Origin of the sequence: Streptomyces sp. NPDC005963, from assembly GCF_040638655.1 — a bacterium.
GTDB lineage: Bacteria > Actinomycetota > Actinomycetes > Streptomycetales > Streptomycetaceae > Streptomyces.
The window spans coordinates 207,210-232,330 of record NZ_JBEXVD010000006.1; the positions used below are offsets into that span (position 1 = coordinate 207,210).

Below are 25,121 nucleotides of genomic sequence, written 5' to 3' on the forward strand. Positions count from 1 at the left end.
CTCCATTCCGGGCCCGTGCCCGATGAGGTGGACGAAACCGCCGGTCGGATCCGTTTCCGACCGGCGGGGAACGCCACTACCGTGGATCGCTCGCGATCACACCGTTCTTCTCGGGCCCGGGTACGTGCCCGCCCTCGGCCGGTACGTCGGCTCCCGTGGCCTCGGGCGGCAGGGCAACCCCCCGCTCAGGGACGTCGTGGCACTCGGGCAACGGTTCCTTGCGCTTCCGGCCCCGTTGCACCCGTGCCACCAGCGGCTCGGTCCAGCGGGCCGCCAACGGCCCCAGGACGACCAGGATCAGGACGTACGCCGTGGCGATCGGGCCGATCCTGGGTTCGGTGGCGACGGCCAGACCGGCGATCACGATGGAGAACTCACCGCGGGCCACCAGCGCGCCCCCGGCCCGCAGTCGACCGCGTGCGCCGATCCCGACCCGCCCGGCCGCGTACCAGCCCGTGAGGATCTTGGTGACGGCGGTGATCACGGCCAGCAGCAGTGCGGGCAACAACACCGGAGGAATCGCCGTCGGGTCCGTGGAGAGGCCGAAGAAGACGAAGAACACCGCCGCGAACAGGTCGCGCAACGGGGTGAGCAGCTTGCGAGCGCCCTCGGCGACCTCGCCCGACAGCGCGATCCCGACGAGGAAGGCACCCACCGCGGCCGAGACCTGGAGTTCCTGGGCGATCCCCGCCACCAGCAGCGTCAGACCGAGGACCACCAGGAGCAGCATCTCGGGATTGTCGGACGAGACCGCACGGCTGATCAGCCGTCCATGGCGCAGTGCCAGATAGAGCACGATGCCCACGGCACCGAGCGCGATCAGCAGGGTGATGCTGCCGCCGGCGAGACCGACGCCCGCGAGCAGGGCGGTCAGCAGGGGGAGGTAGACCGCCATCGCGAGGTCTTCCATCACCAGGATGCCGAGGATCACCGGGGTCTCCCGGTTGCCCAGGCGCCCCAGGTCGGTCAGCACCTTGGCGATCACACCGGAGGAGGAGATCCAGGTGACACCGGCGAGGGCGACCGCTGCCACCGGACCCCAGCCGAGGAGCAGCGCGGCTGCCGCGCCGGGCAGTGCGTTGAGCACGAAGTCCACGGCACCCGACGGGTACTGGGTCTTCAGACTGCCGACCAGTTCGGAGGCGGAGTACTCCAGGCCGAGCAGGAGCAGCAGCAGGATGACGCCGATCTCCGCGCCCACGGCGACGAAGTCCTCGCTTGCGCTCAGCGGCAGCAGTCCGCCCGTGCCGAACGCCAGACCCACCAGCAGATAGAGCGGGATGGGGGAGAGTCCGATGCGTCCCGCGAAGCGGCCTATCAGCCCCAGGCCGAGGATGATCGCACCCAGCTCGATCAGCAGTTCGGTGGTGTGGTGCACGCTCAGCCTCCGGCGATGATCTCGACGAGGGCGTCGACGCCCTCACGGGTGCCGACCGCCACCAGGGTGTCACCGAGGGCGAACCTGAAGTCCGGGCCGGGCGACGGGTGCGCACTCGTACGGCGGAGTACGGCCACGATCGAGGCCCCCGTACGGCTCCGGGCCTCGGTGTCGCCGAGTTGGCGCCCCAGATAGGGGGAGCGGGAGCTGACGGGGATGTGCTCGGTGACCAGATCGATTCCGTCGGTGCGCACGGCATCGATCGGTGCCGGGTCGATGAGGTGCGCCAGCGCGGTGGCCTCGGCGGAGGAGAGGGGCACCTCCAACTGGCAGGCATCCGGGTCGTCCGACGCGTAGAACCCGAGGAACCGCCGGCCGTCGTGGTGGACGACGACCGAGATGTGTCGCCCCGCATCGGTGGTGAAGTCGTACTGCGTTCCGACTCCCGGCAGTGAGGTACGACGGGTGCCCATGCTCGCCTCCCAAGGCGTGGGTCGTCCTCTCACCGCAGATGGGTGAGCGGTAACTGGAATGAGGTGTACCGGACAGTCTACGGAAATCGGCCAGCCGGTTGGGAAGGGGTTCTCGTGAAGGGAGAATCGGCGCCGGATCCGTCGTCGGTACGGGCGAACTGCTGATGCCGGGGCTCGTCTGACGACCGCTCGGCGAGAGCGTCGGTGTTCGGCACCGCTGGGCTCGTCGAAGGCCCCGTCAGCCCGCCGCTGCCCGTTGTGCGTACGACAGCGGATCCGCGAGCACGTCCCGGACCACCAACGCTGCCGCACCCCGGGCCGCGTCCGCGGCGGGGGAGGAGGAACGCAATCGGGCACCCGTCCGCGGCCACAGCCCCGAAACGACGTGGGCGGAGAGTTCGATCGAAGCCCCCGGGATCAACCAGGGCGCCAGCGGGCCGTAGATGCCGCCGAGGACGACGGCCGCCGGATCGAAGAGGTTCACCGCGCCGGACAGCACCCGGCCCAGCATCAGCCCCGCCTGGTTGAGGGCCGCAAGAGCCCTGCCGTCGCCGGTGCGCGCCCGGCGCTCCAGTTCGGCCAGCGCGGCGGCACCGCTCGACCGGTCGATATGGGCTGCCCGCAGCATGGCCGACTGCCCCGCGAACTGCTCCAGACATCCCCGTGCCCCGCACCGGCACTCGGGACCGTCCTTCGCGACCATCACATGTCCGAGTTCCCCGGCGAAGCCGTGGGCCCCCCGGAGGAGTTCGCCTTCGAGGACCAGCGCGCCTCCCACGCCGATCTCACCCGTCAGATAGAGGAAGGTGCGGACCCGGCCGAGGTTGCCGAACCAGAGCTCCGCCAGTGCTGCCAGATTGGCCTGGTTCTCCGAGCGCACGGGCAACGCCGGCAGTTCCGGGCGCAGCCCGGCCAGCGCCTGCGCGAAGGGTTCCTCGGCCACCACCTGGCTCCAGCCCAGATTGGGCGCCTGCCAGACCGTGCCGGACGAGACCAGCCCGGGGAGGGCGAGGGTGGCTCCGACCGGCCGTAAGTCCTGTTCCGCCGCGCAGTCGAGGGCACGCGCCGTGATCGCCGCCGCCCGGCAGAGCACTTGTGCCGGGGGAGCCCCGCGGTTGTCGAGGTGTTCCACCAGCCGGACCCGGTCCGTGCCCGCCAGATCGACCACGCAGACGGAGACGTAGTCGACGTTGATCTCCGCGCCGATGCCGGCGACTCCGGTCCGCGCCACCTTCAGCACGGTGCCGGGACGCCCTGCCAGACCGCTGAACGTCTTGCCCGACTCGGAGAGGAAGCCGCTGTCCAGAAGTTGTTCCACCAGGGAGGAGATCGCGGCGCGGGTCAGGCCCACCCGGGCGGCGACACCCGCCCGGGTGATCTCACCGGCATCGCGGACCGCACGGAGCACCAGGCTGAGATTGATGCGTCGCACGGTGTCCCGGCCGGCCTTCGGCTCCAGCGGGTCCCGACCGAGCTGATCGGTCGGTCGCACGCGTGCGCGCGGGTCCATCAGCCCTGTGGCCCGCGGTATCCCAGGGATGCTTCGATCCTGCCGGCGAGCCCTTCGCGCCGTCTGGGGCCGCGGCTGGTGGATCCGGCCAACCAGGAGCGGCACTTGCTGCCGAGCAGGAGGCCGAAACTCTCTGCGTCGTTCTCCTCGGACTGGTCGAAGCGCGTCCGGGCGGCGACCTTGAGAACGGTGGCCTGGAGGTCCGCCTCGTCGGACAGCAGACGGGCTGCGACGGCGGCGCCTTCGACGTGGTGGGTGCAGTGACCGGCCTTCATGTGCCACAGCTCGTGCCCGAGGATGACGAGTTGGTGGTCGGGAGCGGTCCGCTCCTCGATCACGATCAGGTCCTGGTCGGTCATGTCCAGCCAGAGGCCGCTGGCCGTACCGGGCGGAAAGGTCGCCATCCGGTACCGCACGGGTCTGCCCCGGCGCTTGCTCATCTGGCCGCACAGGGCCGCGTAGAGATCGGCGGGCTCGGCCGGGGCGGGTAGATCGATTCCGGCTACCAGCTCGCCGCAGAGCCGACGCATTTCTTTGCCAATGCTCACCGTTCTCCTCTCCCCCTCCGCGCCTGTACCCATGCGTGCGGCACTAACCCTGCCCTGACATCAGTCCTCTTCTGAAGTCATGTTTCCGTCAGTCATGCGTCCGTCGGCTTCGATGAATCGGCCGGTTCTGTCGGTTTTACGCTTTCGAGCAGCATGTCGAGCCACTCGGTGACCTTGTCGCGGTGCTTGTCCGTGGGCAGTTGGGCGGCTCGCCAGGCGATGCCCCGCACCCCGTGGTCCTGGAGCAGCCGCTCCAGCGGGTCGCCCTCGCCGGCGTAGTCCTGGAGCAGCCGCTGTTCGGTGCGTTGCAGCGCGCCGTTGAGCGCGTCCGCGTCGTCGGCGGTCAGAAAGCCCGCATGGACCTTGAAGAACCGCTGGATCGCGTCGCAGTGCTCCATGGTCGGCCGACGGTCCCCGTTGATCAGCGCACCCGCCTGCTGGCGGGACATGCCGGCCCCGTCCGCGATCTCCTGCTGCGTGTAGCGGCGCCCGTTGGGTTTGAGTCGTGTGCGGCGCAGCAGGTCGAACCGCTGGAGGAAGCGCGCTTGAAGATCGGGCCGACCCGCGGGTCTGCCCTCCAGGAGCGCGCCGACCACCTCGGTGGGGACTCCCGATGCCTCGGAGAGCTTGTGTACGTCGAAGACCTCGCCGTGGCTCAGTCCTACTCTGCCTGCGAGTTCGGCGACGCGGGCGACCGACGCCGCCAGGGGGCCTGCGGTTGCCGGGCCCGGAACCAAGAAGCCGTCTGTCACCAGTAGGTCTCCTAGATCACGCGAGATGGCTCCGCACACAGTTGGCTGCCCGGAGATTAACCGTTTCCCGGACCGTCAGCCAGGTATTGCCACAGCTGTGGCGCGATCTCGGCGTTCAGCGACGTGGAATGCCACGATAGTTGACATCGTCGCTCCTGCGGTAGCAGGATCACCAGGCGGGGTGAAGATCAAAAGGCGCTACCGCGGCGGTACTTCGGGAAGCGGGAAGGGTGGCGTTCTCGATGACACATGAGGCGGGTATTGACCGTCCGGGTGTCCACGGACGTCGAGGGTGCGCGGCTGCGGGCCGCGGGACCCTCCGGTCGAGGAGGCTCACCGACATACTGCGGGGACGTCGGGAAGAGCTGGGGTTGAGCGAGGCGGAGGTCGCTGCGCGGCTCGACATCAGTGCTGGTGCGTACGGCAATTGGGAGCGTGCGGCCTCGGAGGAGTGGACCGACGACAAGCTGTACGCCCTGGTGAAGGCATTGGAGATGACGGACCAGCAGGGCGGCTGGTTGTTCCGGCTCGCGGTGGACCGCGAGCCGCCCAGGGCGCTCGGGGGAGTGAAGGTCAGGGCCACGTCGCCCCTGGGGCCCGCGCGGCCCTCGGGGCCCGCGTTCCCCTCCGGCCCCTTGCGTACCTATGTGCCGCTGCCCGCGCCCGTGCGGCCAGCGGAACTGCCGTCCGCGGAGGACGAGCCGGGTCTCCAGGACCCCGGGATCAGGGCCTATCTGCGGGACTACGCGGCGATGATGGACTCCGTGCCCCTGCCGTCCGTCCTCTTCGACCAGCGCTGGGACGTGGCGCACGTGAACCCGGCGTTCCAGATCCTGTTCCGGGGCATGGGGGAGCACCCCACCGCGATGCCCGATCAGAACTTCTTGCGGTTCGTCCTGTTCCATCCCGATGCCGGCGCGGTGCTGGGTGATCGGGAGACGAGCTGGTGCCTTCCGCTCCTCGCCCAACTCGAAACGGCTCTGGAGCGTTACGAGAACGACGGAGTGCTTCAGGCCATTCGCAGTGACATCGCCAACGACCCGATCATGGACGCGGCCTACCGCTGTGGACTGCCCCACTGGATGAGGGCCACGGGAGCCGCAGCCGTACACCACGACGGGGCTGTACGGCCGCTGCACCACCCGGACCCCGAGTGGGGGCACGCCGAGTGCCGGATCGTGGACGAGACCCCAGCGACACTTCAGGACCGGGGATACACCCGGATGACGCTGGTGCTGCGCGAGCGGCCGTCCACATCCGGCACCCGGCGGGGCAAAGCCCATCTGCGTGCCGTCTCGGGCGGCTGAAGGATCGGGAAGCGCCTTGCGGCCCTCCACGGGCGTTGACGTGCCCCGGAGCGCGGCGGGGAAGCCCGCACGCCGCTGAGCGGGTCCCAGCGGATCGGTGCCGCGAGCCGTAACCGTGCGCCGGCGTTCCCCGGTGAACTCCCATCGCCCACTCCTGCGAGCGGCCTTGGGGGCCTTCGTAGGGCACGCCGGACCCGTGGGGCCGCCTCTTGAGGGTGAGCCACCCATCGTCGCCCGGAGGTTCAAGAGGTCCTTCTGAGCGCTCGGGCCCACGACCGGACGCACGGTATCGACGAGCAACTCCACGGCCGCACACCGGTGTTCCTCGAAGCCGTCGACCGCGGCCCGGCGAGACGCCACCACCGAAAACCCCGTCCGTCGAAGGAGTGACCACCGGGCAAGCGCATGTTCTTCGGACTCTGCGGCCACCGATTCGATGCGAGCAACTTGGTACGACGTCCTTGCGGCAGCACCGGGCCGGACACGGTCGCGTCCGTCCCACACCGCTGTCCGGCCTTGTATGCGTGGTGGCGACCGACGTGCCCTCCCCAGGACACATCGGCCGCCACCACCTCGGGCCGGGCCGGCCTCCCCCCAGGAGGCCGGCCCCTTGAGCAGGTGCTCCCCCGCCTTCCCCCGCGCGGAAGCCTGCTCTACCCTTCCCCCATTTCCCCCGTGGTCCGGGTGGTCCGGGATGGTCCGACGTCTTCACCGTGTACTGCTGTCGTGCACCGCCCGTGACCGCGCTGCGGCCCTTCCCCCGGGCTGCTCGTCCTCACCGCAGGGACGCGATCGCCCACTCGGCGGCGAGGCAGACGGCCACTCCGGTGCCCAGCACCACGGTGGCAACGCGCGTACGCCCCTGTTTGCTCAGGACCAGGGCACTCCCCGAGAGGATCAGGGCGATGCCGTAGAAGCCCATGGTGAGGACCGAGTGGGTGCTCCCGAGGCGAAGGGCCAGCATCAGTCCGACCGCGAGCATGATGGCCGCGGAGAGCGCTATGCGGACGTGGCGTGCCTGACGCGGGGTGAGCCCCTGCCGTTCTGGGTCCGTGTTGGCTTCCGACATGCTCGGAAGACTATCCGTCTCGTCTGGGGCCCGAGCGTCGGGTACTGCGGTTGCGGTGATCACCACGTGCTGGGCCCTCCTCCTCTGACTCCTCGAACTCGCGCGTTCCGTTCGGCCGTCGAGCAGCACCGACCGTAGTCGCCCCCGCGCACCACGTTCGCCATCGCACCTCGTTTCGCTGCTCGCACCGACTGTCCTCTCTGTATGCCCTATCGGAAGGAACGGCCTCGACCGCGTCCGCCGAGATCCACCCTCCAGAGTGGTGCCGTACCGGTCAGTTGGCAGGCCGCAAGGTAAAGCGGAATCGGCGGTGTGTAGGGGCTTTGGTCATCGGGCCAACGGATCAGCCGGGGTTCGGCTGCCGGTACGAAGGCGCCTGGGGCGTAGTGGGAGGGTAATGGCCAGGTCAACTCCTGGTCGGAGCCCGTTGGGACGATCCACCACCACCAGTCCGCATCGGCGAAGACGCAGCCGTTGCGGGGGAGTCGCCTCAGCAACCGGAATCCGAAGCGGGCGGGTACGCCCACCGCGTCGCAGCCGAGTGTGGCCACGACCGTGGGGGGCAAAGCGAGCCGGGTCAGCCCCGAGACCTCCGTACGCCGACTGCTCCAGCTCAGCCGGGTGGTCAACTGCTTCAACAAGATCGCTCCGTCCGTTGCGGGAAGTCCGCGCCGTACGGGACATCCGTATGGAGCAGTTCCGCCCAGACGATTCGACCACTGCCCTGTTGGGTGGCGTGCGCTCCCCATGCACTGGATACGGCCTCCACCAGGAGCAGGCCGCGTCCTCGCTCCTCGGCGGCCTGGGTGTGGCAGACCCGAGGGCCGCTGGGCGCGCAGCCCTGGTCCCGAACGCTGATGCGCAGCCGTTCGACACCGTTGAGCAACTCGCAGCAGATCCGATGGCTTCCGCTGTGGACAACGGCGTTGGTGACCAGTTCGGAGACCACCAGCATGGCTGTGTCATGGACGTCGCCGCCTATGCCCCAGCAGTCCAAACGATCGCGAGCGAGCTTTCGGGCCGTGGAGACACACTCGACGCGCGCCGGCAGCTCGAAGCCGTACCGATGGTGGTCGGCCCCGGAGCACGGGTCCAGGAGTGGGGCGTGGAGCGCGTCACGATTCACCTGACCACTGTTGCGCTGGAATGGACAGCTTGGCAAGACCCACTCTGAAAATTTCAGAGTGGGCATATTCATCGATGCGAGCGCGTGGCAGACTGCTGCCAACAACAGCACGTGGGGAGGTCTCGAAGTGAGTGAACCGCGGTCCGCCCCCACGGTGGGGCAGGTCGTACTCGGCAAGCGCTTGCAGGATCTGCGCGAGCGCGCCGGGCTGAGGCGCGAGGAAGCCGCCAAGGTCCTTCGGGTTGCCGCGGGCACGATTCGCCGCATGGAGACCGCCGAGGTCGCGCTGAAGATCCCCTACGTCCAGCTGCTTCTGGGCGCCTACGGCATCAGCGACCACGAGGCCCGCGGGTTCATCGAACTCGCCGAGGAAGCGAACAAGCCCGGCTGGTGGCAGCGCTTCCACGATGTTCTGCCCGGCTGGTTCAGCATGTACGTCAGCCTGGAGGGCGCGGCCAGCCTCATCCGCGCCTACGAGCCGCACTTCGTACCCGGACTGCTCCAGACCGAGGAGTACGCTCGGGCGATCATGCTCAGCGGTGCCGTCGGCCAGACGGACCCCGATGACATAGAGCGCCATGTGGCGCTGCGCATGGAACGTCAGGCCCTGCTGACGCAGTCCAATGCCCCCAGACTCTGGGTGATCATGGATGAGACGGTCTTCCGCAGACCCGTGGGCAGTCCCGCGGTGATGAGGGGTCAGATCGATCAGATCCTCGAAGGCGCTGAACTGCCCCATGTGACGCTACAGATCGCGGAGTTCTCCTCCGGGCACCACCCCGGAACCTATGGGCCGTTCGTGCTGTTCCGTTTCGCCGTCCCCGAACTCCCGGACATGGTCTACAGCGAGTATCTGACGGGTGCGGTCTATCTCGACGCCCGCCCCGAGGTCGCCTCGCACCTGGAGGTTTTGGACCGCATGGCGGCTCAGGCAGCGCCTGCACAACGCACGAAGGAGATCCTCCGGGCTCTCCGCAAGGAGCTGTGAATGGACCACATATACAACGGAATGCCGGCCACCGAGTTGGGTGAGGTGGGCTGGCACAAGCCGTGGAGCGGTGGCAACGGCGGCAACTGCTTCGAGACCATGAAGCTCGCCGACGGCCGGGTGGCCGTGCGCCAGTCCGCCGATCCCGGCGGCCCCGCACTGATCTACACGCCGAGTGAGATCGCCGCGTTCATCCAGGGAGCCAAGGCCGGACAGGCCGACTTCCTGCTCACCTGACCGTTCGATCGGCGGGGCACGACCTCCGCTCGTCGCCGAGCCCGCCGCCTTCGTGTGCCCGAAGGGCCGGCTCATGTCAAGCACCGGGAAACCGGCGTGCGGGCGCCATGACCCGCACGCCGATCACCTCCACCACCCGTGGTTCCCACGGGGTCACCCACGGCCACCTCGCCGTCCCGGCTGCTGACCCCTGACCCGGGTGAACGGACGTACTTCATCGCGGCGGAATCCCAGCCCCCGGCCCTCCCCGTCACGGACGCCGACCCAACGCGGGAGAATGGACCCATGGCCCGACGCAATTCCCGCCACCAAGGCGACACCGCTCCCGCACTCACCCCGGCCTCCCCCTGCCCCTGTGGGCTCCCCGCCGCGTACGAGCAGTGCTGCGGGCGCTTTCACACTGGGGAAGCCGCGGCACCCACCGCCGAACTCCTGATGCGCTCGCGCTACGCGGCCTTCGTCGCTCAGGACACGGCGTATCTGCTGCGCACCTGGCACCCCACCACCCGCCCGGTGCAACTGGAACTCGACTCCGGTATGCGGTGGACGGGTCTGGAGATCCTGGAAGCCGTCGACGGCAGTCCGTTCCACTCCAGGGGTTCGGTGACCTTCCGGGCCCGTTACCGCCACCACGGCAATCGTGGTGCGCTGCACGAGTGCAGCAGGTTCGAGCGGGTGGGCGGCGCCTGGACGTACGTGGACGGCACCTTCATCGACTGACCGCGGCCTTCTCCGCCGGCCGGGGCAGCCCCTCCGCGAGGTCCTCCACCAGCAGCCGCTTGGCGATCGCGTCGACCGCGACCCGCAGTTGGGGCCCGGCGGGGCGCCCGATGTCCCTCTCCAACTGGTCCTCCAACCACCTCTGCCACGCCCGGGTGATCGCGGCGGCTTCCCGCTCTCCGTCCCCGGTGAGGCCGTAGTAGTCGCCCTGGCGCGCGACGAACCCCTCGGCCACCATGCGATCGAAGACCGGGGCCAGCACCTCGGGAGGCAGGCGATGCCGTGCTGCGATCAGTGCCGTCGTCGCATGGCCCACCAGCCGGGTCATCATCTCGACCTGCATCACCGCCCAGGCACCCGCGATGTCGAGACGGCTCGCCGACCCCTCCACCAGCAGCCGAGCGGTGTCGGGCCCTGCCCGCGAAACGATGGTGGCCACCGCGCCCTCCAGCAGCTTGGCCGAATCGCCCGAGGTCGGGGACGAGAAGCTGTCGCCCAGGTCGATCGATGCCTCACGAGCGGTGTCGCGCAGGGGTACTTCCTTGAGGAAGAGGGCCACCAGCACCCCCAGCGCAGCCACCGGCACCGTCCAGAGGAACACCGTGTGCAGGGCGTCCGCGTACGCCTGCACGATCGGCTCCTGCTGTTGGGGCGCCAGTTGCCGCACTCCCTCGGGGCTGCGCGCCAGCCTGGCGACCGCAGCGGCGTCCGCACCACCGGCGCCGATCGCCTCGCCCACTCCCCGGGTCAGATGGGGAACGAGCGAGTTGGTGTAGATCGTTCCGAACACCGCGGCCCCGAAGGAGCTGCCGAGCGTCCGGAAGAAGGTGACCCCGGAGGTGGCCGTGCCCAGGTCCGCGTACTCCACCGTGTTCTGCACCGCGATCGTCAGCACCTGCATCGACAGACCGATGCCGGTACCGAGGACGAACATGTACAGCGATTCCAGCCAGGTCGACGTGCCCGGCCCCATCAGCGACAGCAGATAGAGTCCGACACCCATGACCATGGAACCGACGATCGGGAAGAGCCGGTAGCGGCCGGTCCTGCTGACGACGACGCCGCTGAACACCGAGGCGATCAGCAGCCCCGCCACCATGGGCAGGGTGCGCACCCCCGACATGGTCGCCGAGTCGCCGTCCACGTACTGGAGGTAGGTCGGTAGGAACGTCATCGCGCCGAGCATGGCGAAGCCCACGATGAAGCTGAGGACCGAGCACACGGAGAAGACGGGGTTGCGGAAGAGCCGCATCGGCAGCATCGGTTCGGCGGCCCGCTGTTCCACCAGGCAGAAGAGGGCGAGCGCCAGGGCACCGCCGGCGAACAGGCCGATGATGACCGGTGAGCCCCAGCCGTACTCGTTGCCGCCCCAACTCGTCGCCAGGATCAGGGCGCTGGCACCGACGGCGACCAGGGCGATGCCGAGGTAGTCGATGATCGGGCGGCTCGCGGAACGCACGGTGGGGATCGTCCGCGCCGCGGCGATGACGACGGCGATCGCGAGCGGAACATTGACGTAGAACGCCCAACGCCAGCTCCACTGGTCGGTGAACCATCCGCCGAGTAGCGGCCCGATCACCGTGGCGACACCGAAGACCGCACCGATCGCGCCCTGGTACTTCCCGCGTTCCCGCAGGGGTACCACGTCCGCGATCAGTGCCATGGAGGTGACCATCAGCCCGCCCGCGCCGATGCCCTGCATACCCCGCCACACGATGAGCAGGGTCATGTTGCCGGCGAGACCGCAGAGGAACGAACCGGTGATGAAGATGACCGCCGACACCTGGAAGACCAGCTTCCGGCCGAAGAGGTCACCGAACTTGCCGACCAGTACGGTGGCGACCGTCTCCGCGAGCAGATAGGACGTGACGACCCACGACATGTGGTCGCCGCCACCCAGGTCCGCCACGATCGTCGGCAAAGCGGTGCCCACGATCGTCTGGTCCAAGGCTGCCAGCAACATCCCGAGCATGATCGTGCCGAAGACGATGTTGCGCTGTCGCACGTCGAGTACGGGCGGTGCCACGGCTGGTGCGGAGGCACCGATGGTCTCGGTCATCCTCGCAGCTTCACACCGTCGCAGGTCAGCCGCATGTGGTGAGGACCGCCCGGGGCACGGGCCGGGGCGTGGGCGGTGTGTTTTCGGGCGCTGGTGTGACGACCGACGACCGATGGCCTATGACTGTCGGTCAGCCGTAGGCGCGGTTGGGACGGATCATCAACAGGGGGTGATGGGCCGCGAGGACCTTGTTGGCGCGGGCCACCACCGACAGCAGGTGTTCCCGATCGGCACGGTCGTCGGCGCAGAGGGGACCGCGGAACCGATGCACCTCGCGGGCGGCGCTGTCCGCCTCGATCTCGGCCTCCAGCACATGGGCCGGCATACAGGATCCGATCAGGGCGGCCACGCGGTCGGGGATCGGTACGGGGATGAGGGGCGAGGGAGTCACGTTCCAGTCCTTTGTCTGCTCGGGCGCCGGTGCTCCGGCGGTCCCGCCCTCCGCACGTCACGGACGGAAGTCCGCATCCGTCGGCAGGGATGTCTCGGTGGGGCAACCGCCATTGGCCGTCCCATGGTTTTCTGTTCACACCTGGGCGGGCTGACCGGCCCTGTGGCTCCGGCTTTCCGCCCGCCGCACCGCGGACGGCAACCGGTCAGGGATGCGCAAGGCTCTCGGGGGATGAGACAGCGGCCACCTCGCACGCCGCGTCCCCGTCGACGTGGTTGCGACCGACGGTGTCGTACCACGACACCCACCGCACGGCTCACCCGGCCTCTGCCTCCGGCAGCACCGACGGCATACCTTACGCGAACGGGGACCACTCACCCGAATCCATGACGCGGAATGTGCTCGGCAATTGGCGTCAAGTCGACTGTACGCAGGTGATGTTGGTCCACTCGGCTAGTCCGCGCCCAACTGGGCGGGCCCGGGCGGGTGCTGTTCGCAAGGGGTACGGCGCTGCTGTGGGAGGACACTTGGCGGGGCGCTCGGCGCCGTCGCGCGACCGACTCACCGGGAGGGCGGGGCCCTCAAGGTGAAGGAAGCGTCAGCACCTCGGTCAGGTCGTAGCGCACGGGCTCCTCCAACTGCGCGTACGTACAGTCCTCGGGGACCCGGTCCGGGCGCCAGCGGCGGAACTGGGCCGTATGCCGGAATCGATCGCCTTCCATGTGGTCGTACGCCACTTCCAACACCCGCTCGGGACGCAGTGCGATCCACGACAGGTCCTTCCGCCCCGTCCATCGGCTCTGCGCCCCCGGCAATCTGGCTCCCTCGTGGGCGCTCTCCCGCGCCCAGTCCGCCCAGGGATGTCCGTCCACCGGATCCATCAGGAGGGGAGCCAGCTCCTCCATCAGTTCGGCTCGGCGCTTCATGGAGAACGCGGCGCAGACGCCGACGTGTTGGAGCGCACCGGAGCCGTCGTAGAGGCCGAGGAGCAGTGATCCGACGATCGGGCCGCTCTTGTGGAGTCGGTATCCGGCCACGACCGCATCCGCCGTCCGTTCGTGTTTGATCTTGAACATCAGTCGGGCGTCCGGACGGTACGGCAGGTCCAGCGGTTTGGCGACCACGCCGTCGAGGCCCGCTCCCTCGTATGTCTCGAACCACTCCTGTGCGAGGTCCCGGTCGGTGGTGGCCGGGGCGAGGTGGATGGGCGGCCGTGCCCCGGCGAGCGCTGCTTCCAGCCGGGTGCGCCTGGCCGCGAGGGGGACTTCCAAGAGGGAATCGTCGTCGATGGCCAGCAGATCGAAGGCGATGAAGCTGGCGGGGTCGCGCTCGGCGAGCATCCGCACCCGGGACTCGGCGGGGTGGATGCGTTCGGTCAGCCGGTCGAAGTCGAGTCGTTCCCCGTGGACGATCACGATCTCCCCGTCGACCACGCAGCGAGGGGGGAGGGCGTCCAGGAGTGTGGCCACCAGTTCGGGGAAGTAGCGCGTGAGCGGCTTTCCGGTACGGGAGCCGATGACCAGTTCGTCGCCGTCCCGGTGGACGATGGCCCGGAAGCCGTCCCATTTGGCCTCGTACTGCATCCCGGGCGGGATCTTCCGCACGGACTTGGCGAGCATGGGTTTGACGGGAGGCATGACCGGAAGATCCATGGATTGATTGTCCGGTATGCGAGTGATGTCGGCTCGCTCTACGCTGATCCACATGGCTGGAGCGGTGGAATTGGAAGTGGGAGAGCGGACCGTGCGCGTCTCCAATCCCGACAAGATCTACTTTCCCGAACCCGGATACACCAAGCTCGACATGGTCCGCTACTACCTCGCCGTCGGCGACGGCATCACCCGTGCCCTGCGCGACCGCCCCACCACCTTGGAGCGCTACCCCGACGGAGTGACCGGGGAATCGTTCTTCCAAAAGCGTGCGCCCAAGTACCTTCCGGAGTGGATTCCCACCGCGCACATCACCTTCCCGAGCGGAAGATCGGCCGACGAGATGTGCCCGACCGAGCCGGCGGCAGTCCTCTGGGCGGCCAATCTGGGCGCGGTCACCTTCCATCCGTGGCCCGTGCGCCGAACGGACACCGACCACCCCGACGAACTGCGCATCGATCTCGATCCACAGCCAGGAACCGACTACGCGGATGCCGTACGGGCAGCCCATGAACTACGGGCCGTTCTGGAGGACGTCGGGCTACGCGGTTGGCCCAAGACGTCCGGTGGCCGCGGTCTCCACGTCTTCGTACCGATCGAGCCTCGCTGGACCTTCACACAGGTCAGACGGGCCGCCATCGCCTGCGGTCGCCAGCTGGAGGGCCGGTTGCCCGACCGGGTGACGATCAAATGGTGGAAGGAGGAGCGCGGCGAACGCATCTTCGTCGACTACAACCAGACCGCCCGCGACCGCACGATCGCCTCCGCCTACTCCGTGCGCCCCCGACCGCACGCACCCGTCTCTGCGCCGCTGCGCTGGGAGGAGATCGACGACGCGGTCCCCCAGGACTTCGACATCATGACGATGCCCACCCGCTACGCCGAGCTCGGCGACGTCCACGCGGACATGGACGACCAGCGCTTCAGCCTGGAACCCCTGCTGGAGCTCGCCCGCCGCGACGAGGCGGACCACGGCCTCGGTGACCTTCCGTATCCACCGGAGTACCCGAAGATGCCCGGTGAACCGAAACGGGTCCAACCCAGCCGGGCCCGCGACACCTCGGGCTAGGGCATCTCCTTCGAATCGGATCCTGTCGGGTGTGCGCGACCTGATCCCAGCTGGTCTCACCCGATCTGACCCTAGGCTCGGAGATAGGCCCTGGGTGGCCCACCGCGCGGCACGTCGTCCGCCGAGCAGCCCGGGCCGTACGCCCTACGGATGCGGGACCGCACCATCCGGAGCAGACTCGAAGGAGCGACCACGGGGGGGGGCTGGTCCGCACCACGCTTCAGGCCCGTCCGCACCACGCTTCAGAGGAGCACACCCATGCTCACCACGCGTTTTGTCACAGGCTCCCCGAACTGGCTCGACCTGGGAACCCCCGACATCGAAGCGGCGAAGACGTTCTATGGCAGGCTCTTCGGCTGGACCTTCGCCTCGGCAGGCCCCGACGCGGGCGGCTACGGAATGTTCCAGGTGGACGGCAAGACCGCGGCCGGCGGGATGATGGTGCCCCCGGAACAGGGCCCACCCGGCTGGAACGTCTACTTCCAGTCCCCGGACGCCAATGCGACGGCCGACGCCGTCCGGCAGGGTGGCGGCACGGTGGCGTTCGAGCCGATGGACGTGCTCGACCGGGGCCGCATGGCCGTCTTCGCTGACCCTTCGGGCGTCGCCTTCTCGGTCTGGCAACCGGGCAGGACCAAGGGTCTCGATGTGGTCGACAGCGTGGGCAGCCTGGTCTGGTTGGAACTGTATGCCGAGGACCAGGACGCATCCCTCGCCTTCTACCAGGCACTCTTCGGATGGGGCACGTCGATCATGCCGTTCCCCGACGGCTCGGCCTCATATGTGATGCCCTACCCCGCGGGCACCGATGCCGAGGCGATGTTCGCAGGCATCGTCCCCCTGGCCTCGGACCCCACGGAGACGGACGGCCCGCACTGGCTGCCGTACTTCCAGGTCGAAAACTGCGACGCAACGGTTGGGCAGGCCGACCAGTCGGGCGGTACCGTTCGCATGGCTCCCGTGGACATGGAAGGCGTCGGCCGCTTCGCCAAACTGAGCGACCCCTTCGGAGCGAAGTTCGCCGTGATGCAGCCGGAACCGGCCGCCTAGCGCGACGGTCCGCCCCCACCCGTTGATGACGCGTTGATCGGTTGTTTATCGGACTGGGGCAGCGTGGCCCCCATGCCGACGCCGATCAACACCCTCACCGACGCCCTCTCGTGGCAGGAGAGCGCACTGTGCGCACAGACGGGCCCCGACTTCTTCTTTCCCGCCCCCGGCTCCTCGACCCGGGAAGCCAAGCAACTGTGCCGAGCGTGCTCGGGGCGAGTCGAGTGTCTGGAGTACGCGCTCACCCACGATGAGAAGTTCGGTGTGTGGGGCGGGTTGTCGGAGAAGGAACGACACCGTCTGAAGCAGGGCCAGAGCAGCCAGGGGTAAAGCAGCCAGGGGACAGCGCACCCATCGACCGTGCACCCGAGACCAGGGGTGCACTGCTCGGTGGGGAGCGACTCCGACGGGGCGATCCCACGGGTCTCTTCCGGTCCTTCATCGCTGCCCACGGGGGAACGGGGGCAGCCGGGGTGGGCGGTGCCGAGCGCACCGCCCACCCCGTTGGCATGCATGGCCGCGATCGGTGCACTCACTCCGTGGTGGATCCTGCTCTTCTCGCCGTCCGGCCCACTCGTTCCGTCGAGTTCCCACCGCGGGCATCCGGCACTACTGCTTCTCGCGCACCATCCGAGCCACCAGATTCGCCGTGGCCTTCTGGACCGTCTCGTTCAGATGTGCCGGGGCGGTCAGCGCCAACGGCCAGTGGAAGGTGCCGGCGACGAACACCAGAGCGCCATTGCGGTACTCGGTGATGGCCGTGTGTTGAATCGTGGGCGCGACCACCGGGCGTGGATCGTGGTAGGGGGATTCGGCGAGCAGGGTCAGCCGGGACCCGATGGGGGTCGGGGCTGTCGGATCGAGTCGATCCGCTTCGACGCCCACCAGATCGGGCAACTCGTCCCCGTCGCGCACACCGGTACCGGCCCAGAGCCAATGGCCGCTCTCCTTCACGACCAGGGGCACGGGCTTGGACACGATTCCGTTGAACTGGATGCCCAACAGATTCTGCTCGGCCCTTCGCTGGCCGGACTCGACCTCCCGCCAGCGCGAGGTGCGCCCCGCACGGTCGGGCGCTGGATCGGTCTTCGACTTGTAGCACGCCATCGTCCGTGCGCGCCGTCCGCCCGGCGAGGATTCCAATCGAATGTGGAAGTAGACGTTGTTGGACGTGAGGAAGGCGAGATGGGTGCCGGCGGACAAGGATTTCCGTGCCGAATCCAACATGCCGGCCGACCAGTACTCGTCATGCCCCGGAAAGAACACCGCGCGGTACTTGGCGGGGTTCACGGTTCCTTCATGCAGGTCCACACTGCTGGCATAGGTCACATCGAGGCCGGAGCGTTCCGCCCAGTCGATGAAGCTGGTGTCGAGGTGGAACCAACTGGGAATCCCCGCCCCCGAATAGGGGCGGTCGAAGGAGACCTCGTACGCCCTGGTATCGGCGCCGCCGATCGCCCCGCCCGCCCGATAGCCCCGGTAGAGGTTCTTTCCGGTGCGACCGTCCTTGGGCCACATGTTGTACGCCTGATAGGTGGTGAAAGGCAGCACCACCAGGAGGTCGGACGCCCTATTCGCTTCCCGTACGACGAAGGGGGTGGCGGACCGGAATCCGTCATCGGCGGTGAACACGGCCTGGTAGAGACCGGACATCCAGTCGAAGGGAATGCGCAGGCTCCAAGAAGCCGGCCACTCGCAGGCGATGCTGCCGGTATCCGGATCCGCCCGTGGTTTTCTGTGGTGCTTGACCTGGAGAATCGGGCTGGTCAGCCGTAGTCGAGCACCTTTGCCCCCGTAGTGGCCCAGCCGAAAGATCGATATCCGAAAGGTTCGACTCGTGCGTGCCGACACATGGAAATCGATGACGTCACCATGACCGAGCGATGTCGTGGACGCATATCCCTGGATCTGACGCGCGCGGTCACTGGAGGTGCGCGGGGCCCGCGGATCGCTGAGCCATCGTGCGGATCCGGGGTGCCCGTTCTCCTCGTGAATCGAACGGGACGGAAGGGCGACCGGGGGGTCGAAAGGGGTTTCGTCCGATGGCCCTGGGGTTGAGGGCCTCGCCGCGCCGGTCAGATCCTCACGATGGGCGAAAGCGACGGCCGTCGTACTGATGCCCGCCAGACCCAAGAATTTCAGCATTGCACGACGTCGTGGAGTCACTGTCATACCTACCTCCAGAATTCCTCTGTGAGGTAGGTGCGGCGGCGAGTGCACCGCGTTGCAGCACCGGATCAATCACCGGGGGAAGAGCGTGCTCGCTTCCCGGGAGGACCGCGATCAGGGGCCCGAACGGAGCAGGGCACCGTTTCACCGCGGGATCGATGCACGGAACGCGGCCGACGCTCGGTGCGGTGGGTTGTCGGGGCGCGGAGTTCTTCGAGGGGCGGCAGGGGCCGGGCGCGGGCTCGTTCGTCAGCCGGTTGCCCCCGGCGCCCCTGCGGTTCGATCCGCGGGCCGCGGCAAGGGGCGGCCCATCCGTGTGCCGGAGACTCAGCCGGCCGCCCGTGCGGCCATCCGTGCCTTGCGCGCTGCGAGCTTCTCGTCGAACTTGCGGGCCTCGGCGTCGAGTGCACCCAAGTAGAGCCCGAGTTCGTCCTGTGCCTGCTGTCCGCTCGGGCCGAGGTCCTGGATCTCCATGACCTTCAGGAAGCGCAGCACCGGCGCGAGCACGTCGTCGTGGTGGATGCGCATGTTGTAGATCTCGCCGATCGCCATCTGTGCGGCGGCCCGCTCGAAGCCGGGCATCCCGTGTCCCGGCATCCGGAAGTTGACCACGACGTCGCGGACCGCCTCCATGGTCAGGTCCGGGGCGAGTTCAAAGGCAGCGCCCAGCAGATTGCGGTAGAAGACCATGTGCAGGTTCTCGTCCGTCGCGATGCGGGCGAGCATCCGGTCACAGACGGGGTCGCCTGACTGGTGGCCCGTGTTGCGGTGGGAGACGCGGGTCGCCAGTTCCTGGAAGGCCACGTACGCCACGGAGTGCAGCATCGAGTGCCGGTTGTCGGACTCGAAGCCCTCCGCCATGTGCGACATCCGGAACTCTTCCAGCTTGTCCGGGTCCACGGCGCGCGAGGTGAGCAGGTAGTCGCGCATCACGATGCCGTGGCGACCTTCTTCCGCCGTCCAGCGGTGTACCCAGGTGCCCCAGGCGCCGTCACGGCCGAAGAGCGAGGCGATCTCGTGGTGGTAGCTGGGGAGGTTGTCCTCGGTCAGCAGATTCACCACGAGGGCGATACGGCCTATGTCGGTGACCTTGGACTGCGCCGGCTCCCAGGCTTCGCCGTCCTCGAAGAAGCCCGGAAAGTTTCGGCCGTCGCCGAACGGGACGTACTCGTGCGGCATCCAGTCCTTGGCGACTTTGAGATGGCGGTTCAGCTCTTTCTCCACGACCTCCTCCAACGCGTACAGCAGTCGGGCGTCAGTCCACGCTTCCGAGCTGCCGAGGTGGGGAGAGGTGATCGTCACGGGTGCTCCTGGGGACGGGAGAGTTACCTACGGATTCGTAGGTTACGAGACCGTAGGTTAAGGGCGCGATAAGCACACGTCCAAGCCCGTCCCCCGCGACGTCGACTACACAAGGTGATATAGGCTGGTCAGCCCAGGTCAGTTCGCGAGATCGCGCAACCTGACAGAGAGGCATGTGACGCAGCCTTCGAGCTTTTCGAACTCGCTGATGTCGACCGGAACCGGCTGGTAGCCAAGATCTGCGAGCAGCTCCGCGGTCTTCGGCGCACTCGCCGACATCAGGAGTCGGCCGCCGCCAAGCAGGACGACCTGAGCGCCGGTCTCCTCCGGCACCGGTAGATGGCGGGGGAAGACGGACGGGACGTCGACGAGTGGCGTGTAGCCGATCACCGTGTCGTCCGGTAGTGCAGTCACGGCCGATTTCAGATGAAGCACCCGACTCACCGGGACGGGCACGACGCGTGCGCCGAGCGGTTCGAAGACCGCCCGCAACTGTTGGACGCCCGCCGCGTTGGTCCGCCCTCCCCGTCCCACGTAGAGCGTGTCACCGATCTTGAGCACATCCCCGCCGTCGAGGGTGCCCGGCTCCCAGATCCAGTTCACCGAGCAGCCGAGCCGGGCCAGGGTCTGCTCGACGGTGGCCGTCTCCGCCCGGCGGGATTTCGCACCCGGACGGGTGATGAGCGCGACATTGCGGAACATCACCACCGTGTCTTCGACGAAGACGCCGTCCGGGAGTTCGTCGATCGCTTCCGTCTCGACGGTCTCCCAGCCGTTCTCACGCAGCGCCTCGGCGTACATCTCCCACTGTAAGAGGGCGAGGTCGGCGTCGACGGAACTCCGTTCGACATGGGTGACCAGCCCTTCCGCGAGGCGCGGGCTCGGTCGACGGATCAGGGCTTTCCTGCTGGGCACGGGTGCGACTCCTGGGAACGGCGGGGCTCGGTCGCGGCCCATCATGGCCCGCCCTGCAGAAGCGGGTAACCCCCGTCCAGATCACCCCCGTGCCCCTCCGCGTGTCGAGCGTGTGGCGGTCGCCCCGCACGACGGCCGGCCCGCCCGGTGCCGTTCCGAAGCCGTCAGGAGGAGCGGTCACCCCTTCGCCCCGACGGGGAGGGGCGACCCGGGCGGTGACCGCGGCGGCGTCGACCCGGCACGGGGGAGCCCGTCCCCGGCGTGAAAGCGTTCACTCCAGCCCCAGGTCACGGCGGAGGTACTCGGCGGTGAATGACTTCCGGTCGCAGAGGAGTTCGCGCGGAGTCCCGGCGAAGACCACGGTTCCGCCGTGCTTGCCGCCCTCCGGCCCCAGATCGATGATCCAGTCCGCCTGCTTGACCACGTCCATATGGTGCTCGACGCAGATCACCGAGTTGCCCGCGTCCACGAGTCGATCCAGCAAAGAGACCAGCGCAGCCACGTCGGCCTTATGGAGTCCGGTGGTCGGCTCGTCCAGCACGTACACACTTCCCGTACGGTGAAGTTGAGTGGCGAGCTTGAGACGCTGCCGCTCTCCGCCCGACAGCGAGCTCAGCGGCTGTCCCAGCGTCAGATAGGTCAGTCCCACGTCGTTCAGCGTGCGCAACGTGCGCAGGAGCGCCGGGTCGTCGAAGAAGTCGATGCCCTGGGCCGCGGTCATCTCCAGTACGTCGACGATGGAGGCGCCCCGCACCCGGTGTCGGGTCACGGCGGAGTGGAAGCGGCGGCCCTCGCAGTCGGGGCAGGTCGTGGTCACCGGGTCCATGAAGGCGAGGTCGGTGTGGATGACGCCGCGCCCTGCGCACGTGCCGCACGCACCGTCGGAGTTGAAGCTGAAGAGCCCCGGAGCAACGCCGTTCGCCCGGGCGAAGACCCTGCGGATCGTGTCCATGATCCCGAGGAACGAGGCGGGCGTGGAGCGGGATGAGGCCGTGATCGCACCCTGGTCGATCACCACGGCTTCCGGATGGGCCGCGGTGAAGACCTCGGACACCAAGGTCGACTTGCCCGAGCCGGCGACACCCGTCACCGCCGTCAGCACCCCGGTCGGGAAGCGCACGTCGACGTCCTGGAGGTTGTGCAGGGCGGCTCCGGTGAGCGGCAGCCAACCCGTGGGCGTGCGCGACGACTCCTTGAGCTCCAGCCGGTGGCGCAGGGCGCGGCCCGTGTGCGTGTCCGCGGCGCGGAGCCCCGCCACGGACCCCTCGTAGACCACGCGCCCGCCGTGCCGACCGGCTCCGGGGCCCATGTCGACGACGTGGTCGGCGATGGTGATCACATCCGGGTCGTGTTCGACCACCAGTACCGTGTTGCCCCGATCGCGCAGCCGGAGCAGCAGTTCGTTCAGCCGGCCCACATCGCGGGGGTGGAGGCCCACGCTCGGCTCGTCGAAGACGAACGTCAGCCCCGTGAGCGAACTGCCCAGATGGCGGATCATCTTGAGGCGCTGCCCTTCCCCGCCGGAGAGCGTGGTGGTTTCCCGGTCGAGCGAGAGATAGCCCAAGCCGATGCCCACCAGACGCTCCAACCTCTCCCGGGCGGCTGCTGCCACGGCGGACACCACCGGATCGTCGATCCGGCCCAGGACCCCCACCAGATCGGCGACCTCCATCGCCGCCCAGTCCGCGATGGTGAGACCGTCGATGCGGCTGGCGAGCGCGGCCTCGTTGAGCCGGGCACCGCCGCACTTCCCACATCGGCTCTGCATCAAGAAGCGGGCCGCCGCCTCCCGTCGCTTGGTGGACAGACTCGCCGTGTCCCGTTTGAGGAAGAGCCTGGTGAACCGGCCGACGATGCCTTCGAAACGCATCTGGACCGAGCCCGAGTCCAGTTGCACCTGTACGGGGGAGTCCATCCCGTGGAGCAGGAGTTCACGCTCGTCCTCGGTGTACTCGCCGAGGGGTTTGTCGGGGTCGAAATGGCCGGACTCGGCATAGAGCTTCCATTCCCAACTGCCCACGGTCAGACCGGGCAGGAGCAGCGCTCCGCCGCGCAGCGATGCCGACCAGTCGATCGCGCGGTCGAGATCCAGGCCCACCGTGCGACCCACTCCGTCGCACTCCGTGCACATACCGGACGGGTCGTTGAAGGAGTACGCGGTCGCCGGCCCCGCGCTCGGTGTGCCGTGGCGGGAGAACAGGACGCGCAGCACCGAGAAGATGTCGGTCATCGTGCCCACGGTGGAGCGCACATTGCCGCCGATGGGCTTCTGGTCGACGACGATCGCCACCGAGAGCTCGTCGATGGCGTCGGCCTGTGGGCGCTCGTACTTCGGCAGCCGGTTTCTGAGGAACGAGGTGAAGGTCTCGTTCAGCTGTCGTTGTGATTCGACGGCGATGGTGTCGAAGACGAGGGAGGACTTCCCTGATCCCGAGACTCCGGTGAAGACCGTGATCTGGTTCTTGGGCAGGGTGAGGGAGACGTCCTGGAGGTTGTTCTCACGAGCGCCGGTGATGACGATGTTCTCGGACATGCCGCTGACGCTAGCCAGGAACCCAGACACCTTCTGTCTGGATTCCTGACCCTTGTGGGAACGCGTGACCAGGTCCGCGCCATGACCCGCGCCTCTGCGGAGCAGCCGGCTAACGGGGTGCTTCCAACCGCCCTTCACGCACGTCATCCACCGTGATGTCGTGCAGCCCGCCGTCCAGCAGCAGCCAACGGGTGACTCCGATCGACTCCAGGAACGGCACATCGTGACTGGCCACGATCAGAGCCCCTTCGTAGGCGTCCAACGCCGCCGTCAATCTGCGCACACTGGCCATGTCGAGATTGTTCGTCGGCTCGTCGAGCATCAACAGTTGCGGCGCCGGCTCCGCGAGCAGCAAAGCGGCCAGGGTCGCCCGGAAGCGCTCCCCGCCCGAAAGGGTCCCCGCCAGCTGATCCGCCCGCGCACCACGGAACAGGAAGCGTGCGAGCTGTGCCCGGATCCGGTTGTTGGTCGCGGTCGGTGCGAACCGAGCCACGTTCTCCACGACGCTCAGCTCATCGACGAGGACGTCGAGCCGTTGGGGGAGGAAACGCAACGGGACCTCCGTGTACGCCTGGCCCGACACCGGTTCCACCTCACCCGCGATCGTGCGCAGCAGGGTGGTCTTGCCCGAGCCGTTACGACCCACCAGGGCGATCCGTTCGGGTCCCCGCAGCTCGAACTCGCCCGGGAACGGAACTCCGTAGCGCGGTTCCAACTCCGTGAGCCGGAGCACACCCCGACCCGGATGGACCTGGGTGTGGGGGAGCTCGATGCGGATCTCGTCGTCGTCCCGGACCGCTTCCGCCGCTTCGTTGAGTCGCTCCTTGGCCTCCGCGAGCTTCTCGGCGTGCATGATCTGGTGCTTGCCGGCGCTCACCTGGGCGGCCCGTTTGCGTTCGCCCATCACGATCTTGGGCTCGCGCTTGGTGTCGTACATCTTCTGGCCGTACCGCTTGCGGCGGGCCAGTTTGATGTGTGCCGCGCTCAACTCGCGCTTCTGCCGCTGCACATCGGCCTCCGCGACCCGCACCATGCGCTCGGCGGCCTCCTGCTCCCTGGCGAGTGCCTCCTCGTAGTCCGAGAAGTTCCCTCCGTACCAGGCGACTTCGCCGTCGTGGAGGTCGGCGATCTGATCCACCCGCTCCAGGAGTTCCCGGTCGTGACTGACCACCACCATCACCCCGGACCAGGAGTCCACGGCGTCGTACAACCGCCGCCGCGCATGGAGGTCCAGATTGTTCGTGGGTTCGTCGAGCAGCAGTACGCCGGGGCGGGCGAGGGTCAGGGCCGCGAGGCGCAGGAGCACGCCTTCGCCGCCCGACACCTCGCCGAGCGTACGGTCGAGTCCGATGCGGCCGAGGCCGAGCTGGTCGAGCGTCGCACGGGCCCGCTCCTCGATGTCCCAGTCGTCTCCCACGACGGTGAAGTTCTCCTCGCTGGCGTCTCCCGCCTCGATGGCGTGCAGCGCGGTGCGCTTCGCCGCGATTCCCAGCACGTCGTCGATGCGCAGTGTCGTGTCGAGCACCACGTTCTGCGGGAGGTATCCGACCTCGCCCATGGTGCGGACGGTGCCCTCGACGGGCGTGAGCGCCGAGGCGATCAGCTTGAGCAGGGTCGACTTCCCCGAGCCGTTGACCCCGATGAGCCCGGTGCGACCCGGGCCGACCGCGAGGTGGAAGTCGTCGAAGACCACCGTTCCGTCCGGCCAGGCGAAGGAGAGGGAGGAGCAGGTGATGAAGGTGGGGGCGGTAGACATGGGGGCCTCCGGGTTGCTTGGTGTGGACAAGGCAGCAACGGGAGACACCGGGGTACGTGCGAGGCCACGCCGGACGGAAGGAAGAAGGGCCGGGCGGTCGGGACGGCTCGTGGGCCGAGG

General features: G+C 68.3%; 23 protein-coding genes. 7 read left to right on the forward strand and 16 right to left on the reverse strand.

The features are described 5' to 3' along the window. Positions 1 to 76: 76 nt before the first annotated feature. The 5 genes from ABZ348_RS12210 to ABZ348_RS12230 all read right to left on the reverse strand — a co-directional run bounded on the left by ABZ348_RS12210 (position 77) and on the right by ABZ348_RS12230 (position 4,661). Positions 77 to 1,378, reverse strand: a complete 1,302-nt coding sequence (locus ABZ348_RS12210) for a cation:proton antiporter (RefSeq protein ID WP_358931982.1) — start codon at positions 1,376 to 1,378, stop codon at positions 77 to 79. Positions 1,379 to 1,380: 2 nt separating this feature from the next. After that, positions 1,381 to 1,851, reverse strand: coding sequence for a TrkA C-terminal domain-containing protein (locus ABZ348_RS12215; RefSeq protein WP_358931984.1), 471 nt, complete (start codon positions 1,849 to 1,851; stop codon positions 1,381 to 1,383). Between the two features lie 238 nt (positions 1,852 to 2,089). After that, complete coding sequence (locus ABZ348_RS12220; RefSeq protein ID WP_358931985.1) at positions 2,090 to 3,361, reverse strand: ROK family protein; 1,272 nt, start codon at positions 3,359 to 3,361, stop codon at positions 2,090 to 2,092. Next, positions 3,361 to 3,891: a toxin-antitoxin system, toxin component gene (locus tag ABZ348_RS12225; RefSeq protein WP_358932225.1), complete on the reverse strand. Its 531-nt coding sequence runs from the start codon at positions 3,889 to 3,891 to the stop codon at positions 3,361 to 3,363. Before ABZ348_RS12225 ends, ABZ348_RS12220 begins: the two co-directional genes overlap by 1 nt. A gap of 110 nt (positions 3,892 to 4,001) precedes the next feature. After that, entirely contained in the window at positions 4,002 to 4,661 is a 660-nt protein-coding gene (locus ABZ348_RS12230; protein ID WP_358931987.1) for a helix-turn-helix transcriptional regulator, read from the reverse strand. A 242-nt stretch (positions 4,662 to 4,903) separates the two neighbouring features. On the opposite strand from ABZ348_RS12230, the gene ABZ348_RS12235 reads away from it, so the two are divergent. Continuing rightward, positions 4,904 to 5,968, forward strand: a complete 1,065-nt coding sequence (locus tag ABZ348_RS12235) for a helix-turn-helix domain-containing protein (RefSeq protein WP_358931989.1) — start codon at positions 4,904 to 4,906, stop codon at positions 5,966 to 5,968. A 775-nt stretch (positions 5,969 to 6,743) separates the two neighbouring features. Here the strand turns inward: ABZ348_RS12235 and ABZ348_RS12240 are convergent. From ABZ348_RS12240 to ABZ348_RS12250, 3 genes are all read right to left on the reverse strand, one after another. After that, positions 6,744 to 7,037, reverse strand: coding sequence for a hypothetical protein (locus tag ABZ348_RS12240; protein WP_358931991.1), 294 nt, complete (start codon positions 7,035 to 7,037; stop codon positions 6,744 to 6,746). Positions 7,038 to 7,246: 209 nt separating this feature from the next. Further along, positions 7,247 to 7,666: a hypothetical protein gene (locus ABZ348_RS12245; RefSeq protein WP_358932227.1), complete on the reverse strand. Its 420-nt coding sequence runs from the start codon at positions 7,664 to 7,666 to the stop codon at positions 7,247 to 7,249. A 5-nt stretch (positions 7,667 to 7,671) separates the two neighbouring features. Continuing rightward, positions 7,672 to 8,163 (reverse strand): ATP-binding protein, encoded by a 492-nt coding sequence (locus ABZ348_RS12250; protein ID WP_358931993.1) that lies wholly within the window; start codon positions 8,161 to 8,163, stop codon positions 7,672 to 7,674. Positions 8,164 to 8,290: 127 nt separating this feature from the next. Here ABZ348_RS12250 and ABZ348_RS12255 point away from each other — a divergent pair, with 127 nt between their 5' ends. From ABZ348_RS12255 to ABZ348_RS12265, 3 genes are all read left to right on the forward strand, one after another. Further along, the gene (locus tag ABZ348_RS12255) at positions 8,291 to 9,151 is read left to right on the forward strand and encodes a helix-turn-helix transcriptional regulator (RefSeq protein ID WP_358931995.1); all 861 of its coding nucleotides are present in this window, start codon (positions 8,291 to 8,293) and stop codon (positions 9,149 to 9,151) included. Beyond that, positions 9,152 to 9,388, forward strand: a complete 237-nt coding sequence (locus tag ABZ348_RS12260) for a DUF397 domain-containing protein (RefSeq protein WP_329024957.1) — start codon at positions 9,152 to 9,154, stop codon at positions 9,386 to 9,388. Positions 9,389 to 9,673: 285 nt separating this feature from the next. Then, complete coding sequence (locus ABZ348_RS12265) at positions 9,674 to 10,108, forward strand: YchJ family protein (protein ID WP_358931997.1); 435 nt, start codon at positions 9,674 to 9,676, stop codon at positions 10,106 to 10,108. Here the strand turns inward: ABZ348_RS12265 and ABZ348_RS12270 are convergent. From ABZ348_RS12270 to ABZ348_RS12280, 3 genes are all read right to left on the reverse strand, one after another. After that, positions 10,098 to 12,167, reverse strand: coding sequence for an MDR family MFS transporter (locus ABZ348_RS12270; RefSeq protein ID WP_358931999.1), 2,070 nt, complete (start codon positions 12,165 to 12,167; stop codon positions 10,098 to 10,100). The two genes, ABZ348_RS12265 and ABZ348_RS12270, sit on opposite strands and share 11 nt — an antisense overlap. A 130-nt stretch (positions 12,168 to 12,297) precedes the next feature. After that, positions 12,298 to 12,558, reverse strand: a complete 261-nt coding sequence (locus tag ABZ348_RS12275; protein WP_358932001.1) for a hypothetical protein — start codon at positions 12,556 to 12,558, stop codon at positions 12,298 to 12,300. 581 nt (positions 12,559 to 13,139) lie between these two features. After that, positions 13,140 to 14,210 carry an ATP-dependent DNA ligase gene (locus tag ABZ348_RS12280; RefSeq protein ID WP_358932003.1) on the reverse strand — a complete coding sequence of 357 codons (1,071 nt, stop codon included), beginning with the start codon at positions 14,208 to 14,210 and terminating at the stop codon, positions 13,140 to 13,142. A gap of 52 nt (positions 14,211 to 14,262) precedes the next feature. Here ABZ348_RS12280 and ligD point away from each other — a divergent pair, with 52 nt between their 5' ends. From ligD to ABZ348_RS12295, 3 genes are all read left to right on the forward strand, one after another. Beyond that, a complete protein-coding gene (ligD, locus tag ABZ348_RS12285) occupies positions 14,263 to 15,276 on the forward strand; it encodes a non-homologous end-joining DNA ligase (RefSeq protein WP_358932005.1) in 1,014 nt (337 codons plus the stop codon). A gap of 258 nt (positions 15,277 to 15,534) precedes the next feature. Then, the gene (locus ABZ348_RS12290; RefSeq protein ID WP_358932007.1) at positions 15,535 to 16,326 is read left to right on the forward strand and encodes a VOC family protein; all 792 of its coding nucleotides are present in this window, start codon (positions 15,535 to 15,537) and stop codon (positions 16,324 to 16,326) included. A 72-nt stretch (positions 16,327 to 16,398) separates the two neighbouring features. Beyond that, the gene (locus ABZ348_RS12295; protein WP_358932009.1) at positions 16,399 to 16,656 is read left to right on the forward strand and encodes a WhiB family transcriptional regulator; all 258 of its coding nucleotides are present in this window, start codon (positions 16,399 to 16,401) and stop codon (positions 16,654 to 16,656) included. A 279-nt stretch (positions 16,657 to 16,935) separates the two neighbouring features. Here the strand turns inward: ABZ348_RS12295 and ABZ348_RS12300 are convergent, their stop codons facing one another. From ABZ348_RS12300 to ABZ348_RS12320, 5 genes are all read right to left on the reverse strand, one after another. Next, positions 16,936 to 18,498, reverse strand: coding sequence for a N,N-dimethylformamidase beta subunit family domain-containing protein (locus ABZ348_RS12300; protein WP_358932011.1), 1,563 nt, complete (start codon positions 18,496 to 18,498; stop codon positions 16,936 to 16,938). Positions 18,499 to 18,822: 324 nt separating this feature from the next. Then, on the reverse strand, positions 18,823 to 19,797 hold the full coding sequence (locus ABZ348_RS12305; RefSeq protein WP_358932013.1) for an acyl-ACP desaturase: 975 nt from the start codon (positions 19,795 to 19,797) through the stop codon (positions 18,823 to 18,825). A gap of 138 nt (positions 19,798 to 19,935) precedes the next feature. After that, positions 19,936 to 20,712, reverse strand: coding sequence for a dimethylargininase (gene ddaH / locus ABZ348_RS12310; RefSeq protein ID WP_358932015.1), 777 nt, complete (start codon positions 20,710 to 20,712; stop codon positions 19,936 to 19,938). A 271-nt stretch (positions 20,713 to 20,983) separates the two neighbouring features. Then, a complete protein-coding gene (locus ABZ348_RS12315; RefSeq protein ID WP_358932017.1) occupies positions 20,984 to 23,245 on the reverse strand; it encodes an excinuclease ABC subunit UvrA in 2,262 nt (753 codons plus the stop codon). Between the two features lie 109 nt (positions 23,246 to 23,354). Then, complete coding sequence (locus ABZ348_RS12320; protein WP_358932019.1) at positions 23,355 to 25,001, reverse strand: ATP-binding cassette domain-containing protein; 1,647 nt, start codon at positions 24,999 to 25,001, stop codon at positions 23,355 to 23,357. Between the last annotated feature and the right edge of the window lie 120 nt (positions 25,002 to 25,121).

Excerpts from the sequence above, each read along its gene's own strand:
- ABZ348_RS12215 (WP_358931984.1), bottom strand. The coding sequence starts at position 1,851 with ATGGGCACCCGTCGTACCTCACTGCCGGGAGTCGGAACGCAGTACGAC.
- ABZ348_RS12220 (WP_358931985.1), bottom strand. The coding sequence starts at position 3,361 with ATGGACCCGCGCGCACGCGTGCGACCGACCGATCAGCTCGGTCGGGAC.
- ABZ348_RS12225 (WP_358932225.1), bottom strand. The coding sequence starts at position 3,891 with ATGCGTCGGCTCTGCGGCGAGCTGGTAGCCGGAATCGATCTACCCGCC.
- ABZ348_RS12235 (WP_358931989.1), top strand. The coding sequence starts at position 4,904 with ATGACACATGAGGCGGGTATTGACCGTCCGGGTGTCCACGGACGTCGA.
- ABZ348_RS12240 (WP_358931991.1), bottom strand. The coding sequence starts at position 7,037 with ATGTCGGAAGCCAACACGGACCCAGAACGGCAGGGGCTCACCCCGCGT.
- ABZ348_RS12260 (WP_329024957.1), top strand. The coding sequence starts at position 9,152 with ATGGACCACATATACAACGGAATGCCGGCCACCGAGTTGGGTGAGGTG.
- ABZ348_RS12265 (WP_358931997.1), top strand. The coding sequence starts at position 9,674 with ATGGCCCGACGCAATTCCCGCCACCAAGGCGACACCGCTCCCGCACTC.
- ABZ348_RS12270 (WP_358931999.1), bottom strand. The coding sequence starts at position 12,167 with ATGACCGAGACCATCGGTGCCTCCGCACCAGCCGTGGCACCGCCCGTA.
- ABZ348_RS12280 (WP_358932003.1), bottom strand. The coding sequence starts at position 14,210 with ATGGATCTTCCGGTCATGCCTCCCGTCAAACCCATGCTCGCCAAGTCC.
- ligD (WP_358932005.1), top strand. The coding sequence starts at position 14,263 with ATGGCTGGAGCGGTGGAATTGGAAGTGGGAGAGCGGACCGTGCGCGTC.
- ABZ348_RS12290 (WP_358932007.1), top strand. The coding sequence starts at position 15,535 with ATGCTCACCACGCGTTTTGTCACAGGCTCCCCGAACTGGCTCGACCTG.
- ABZ348_RS12295 (WP_358932009.1), top strand. The coding sequence starts at position 16,399 with ATGCCGACGCCGATCAACACCCTCACCGACGCCCTCTCGTGGCAGGAG.
- ABZ348_RS12300 (WP_358932011.1), bottom strand. The coding sequence starts at position 18,498 with ATGACAGTGACTCCACGACGTCGTGCAATGCTGAAATTCTTGGGTCTG.
- ABZ348_RS12315 (WP_358932017.1), bottom strand. The coding sequence starts at position 23,245 with ATGTCCGAGAACATCGTCATCACCGGCGCTCGTGAGAACAACCTCCAG.
- ABZ348_RS12320 (WP_358932019.1), bottom strand. The coding sequence starts at position 25,001 with ATGTCTACCGCCCCCACCTTCATCACCTGCTCCTCCCTCTCCTTCGCC.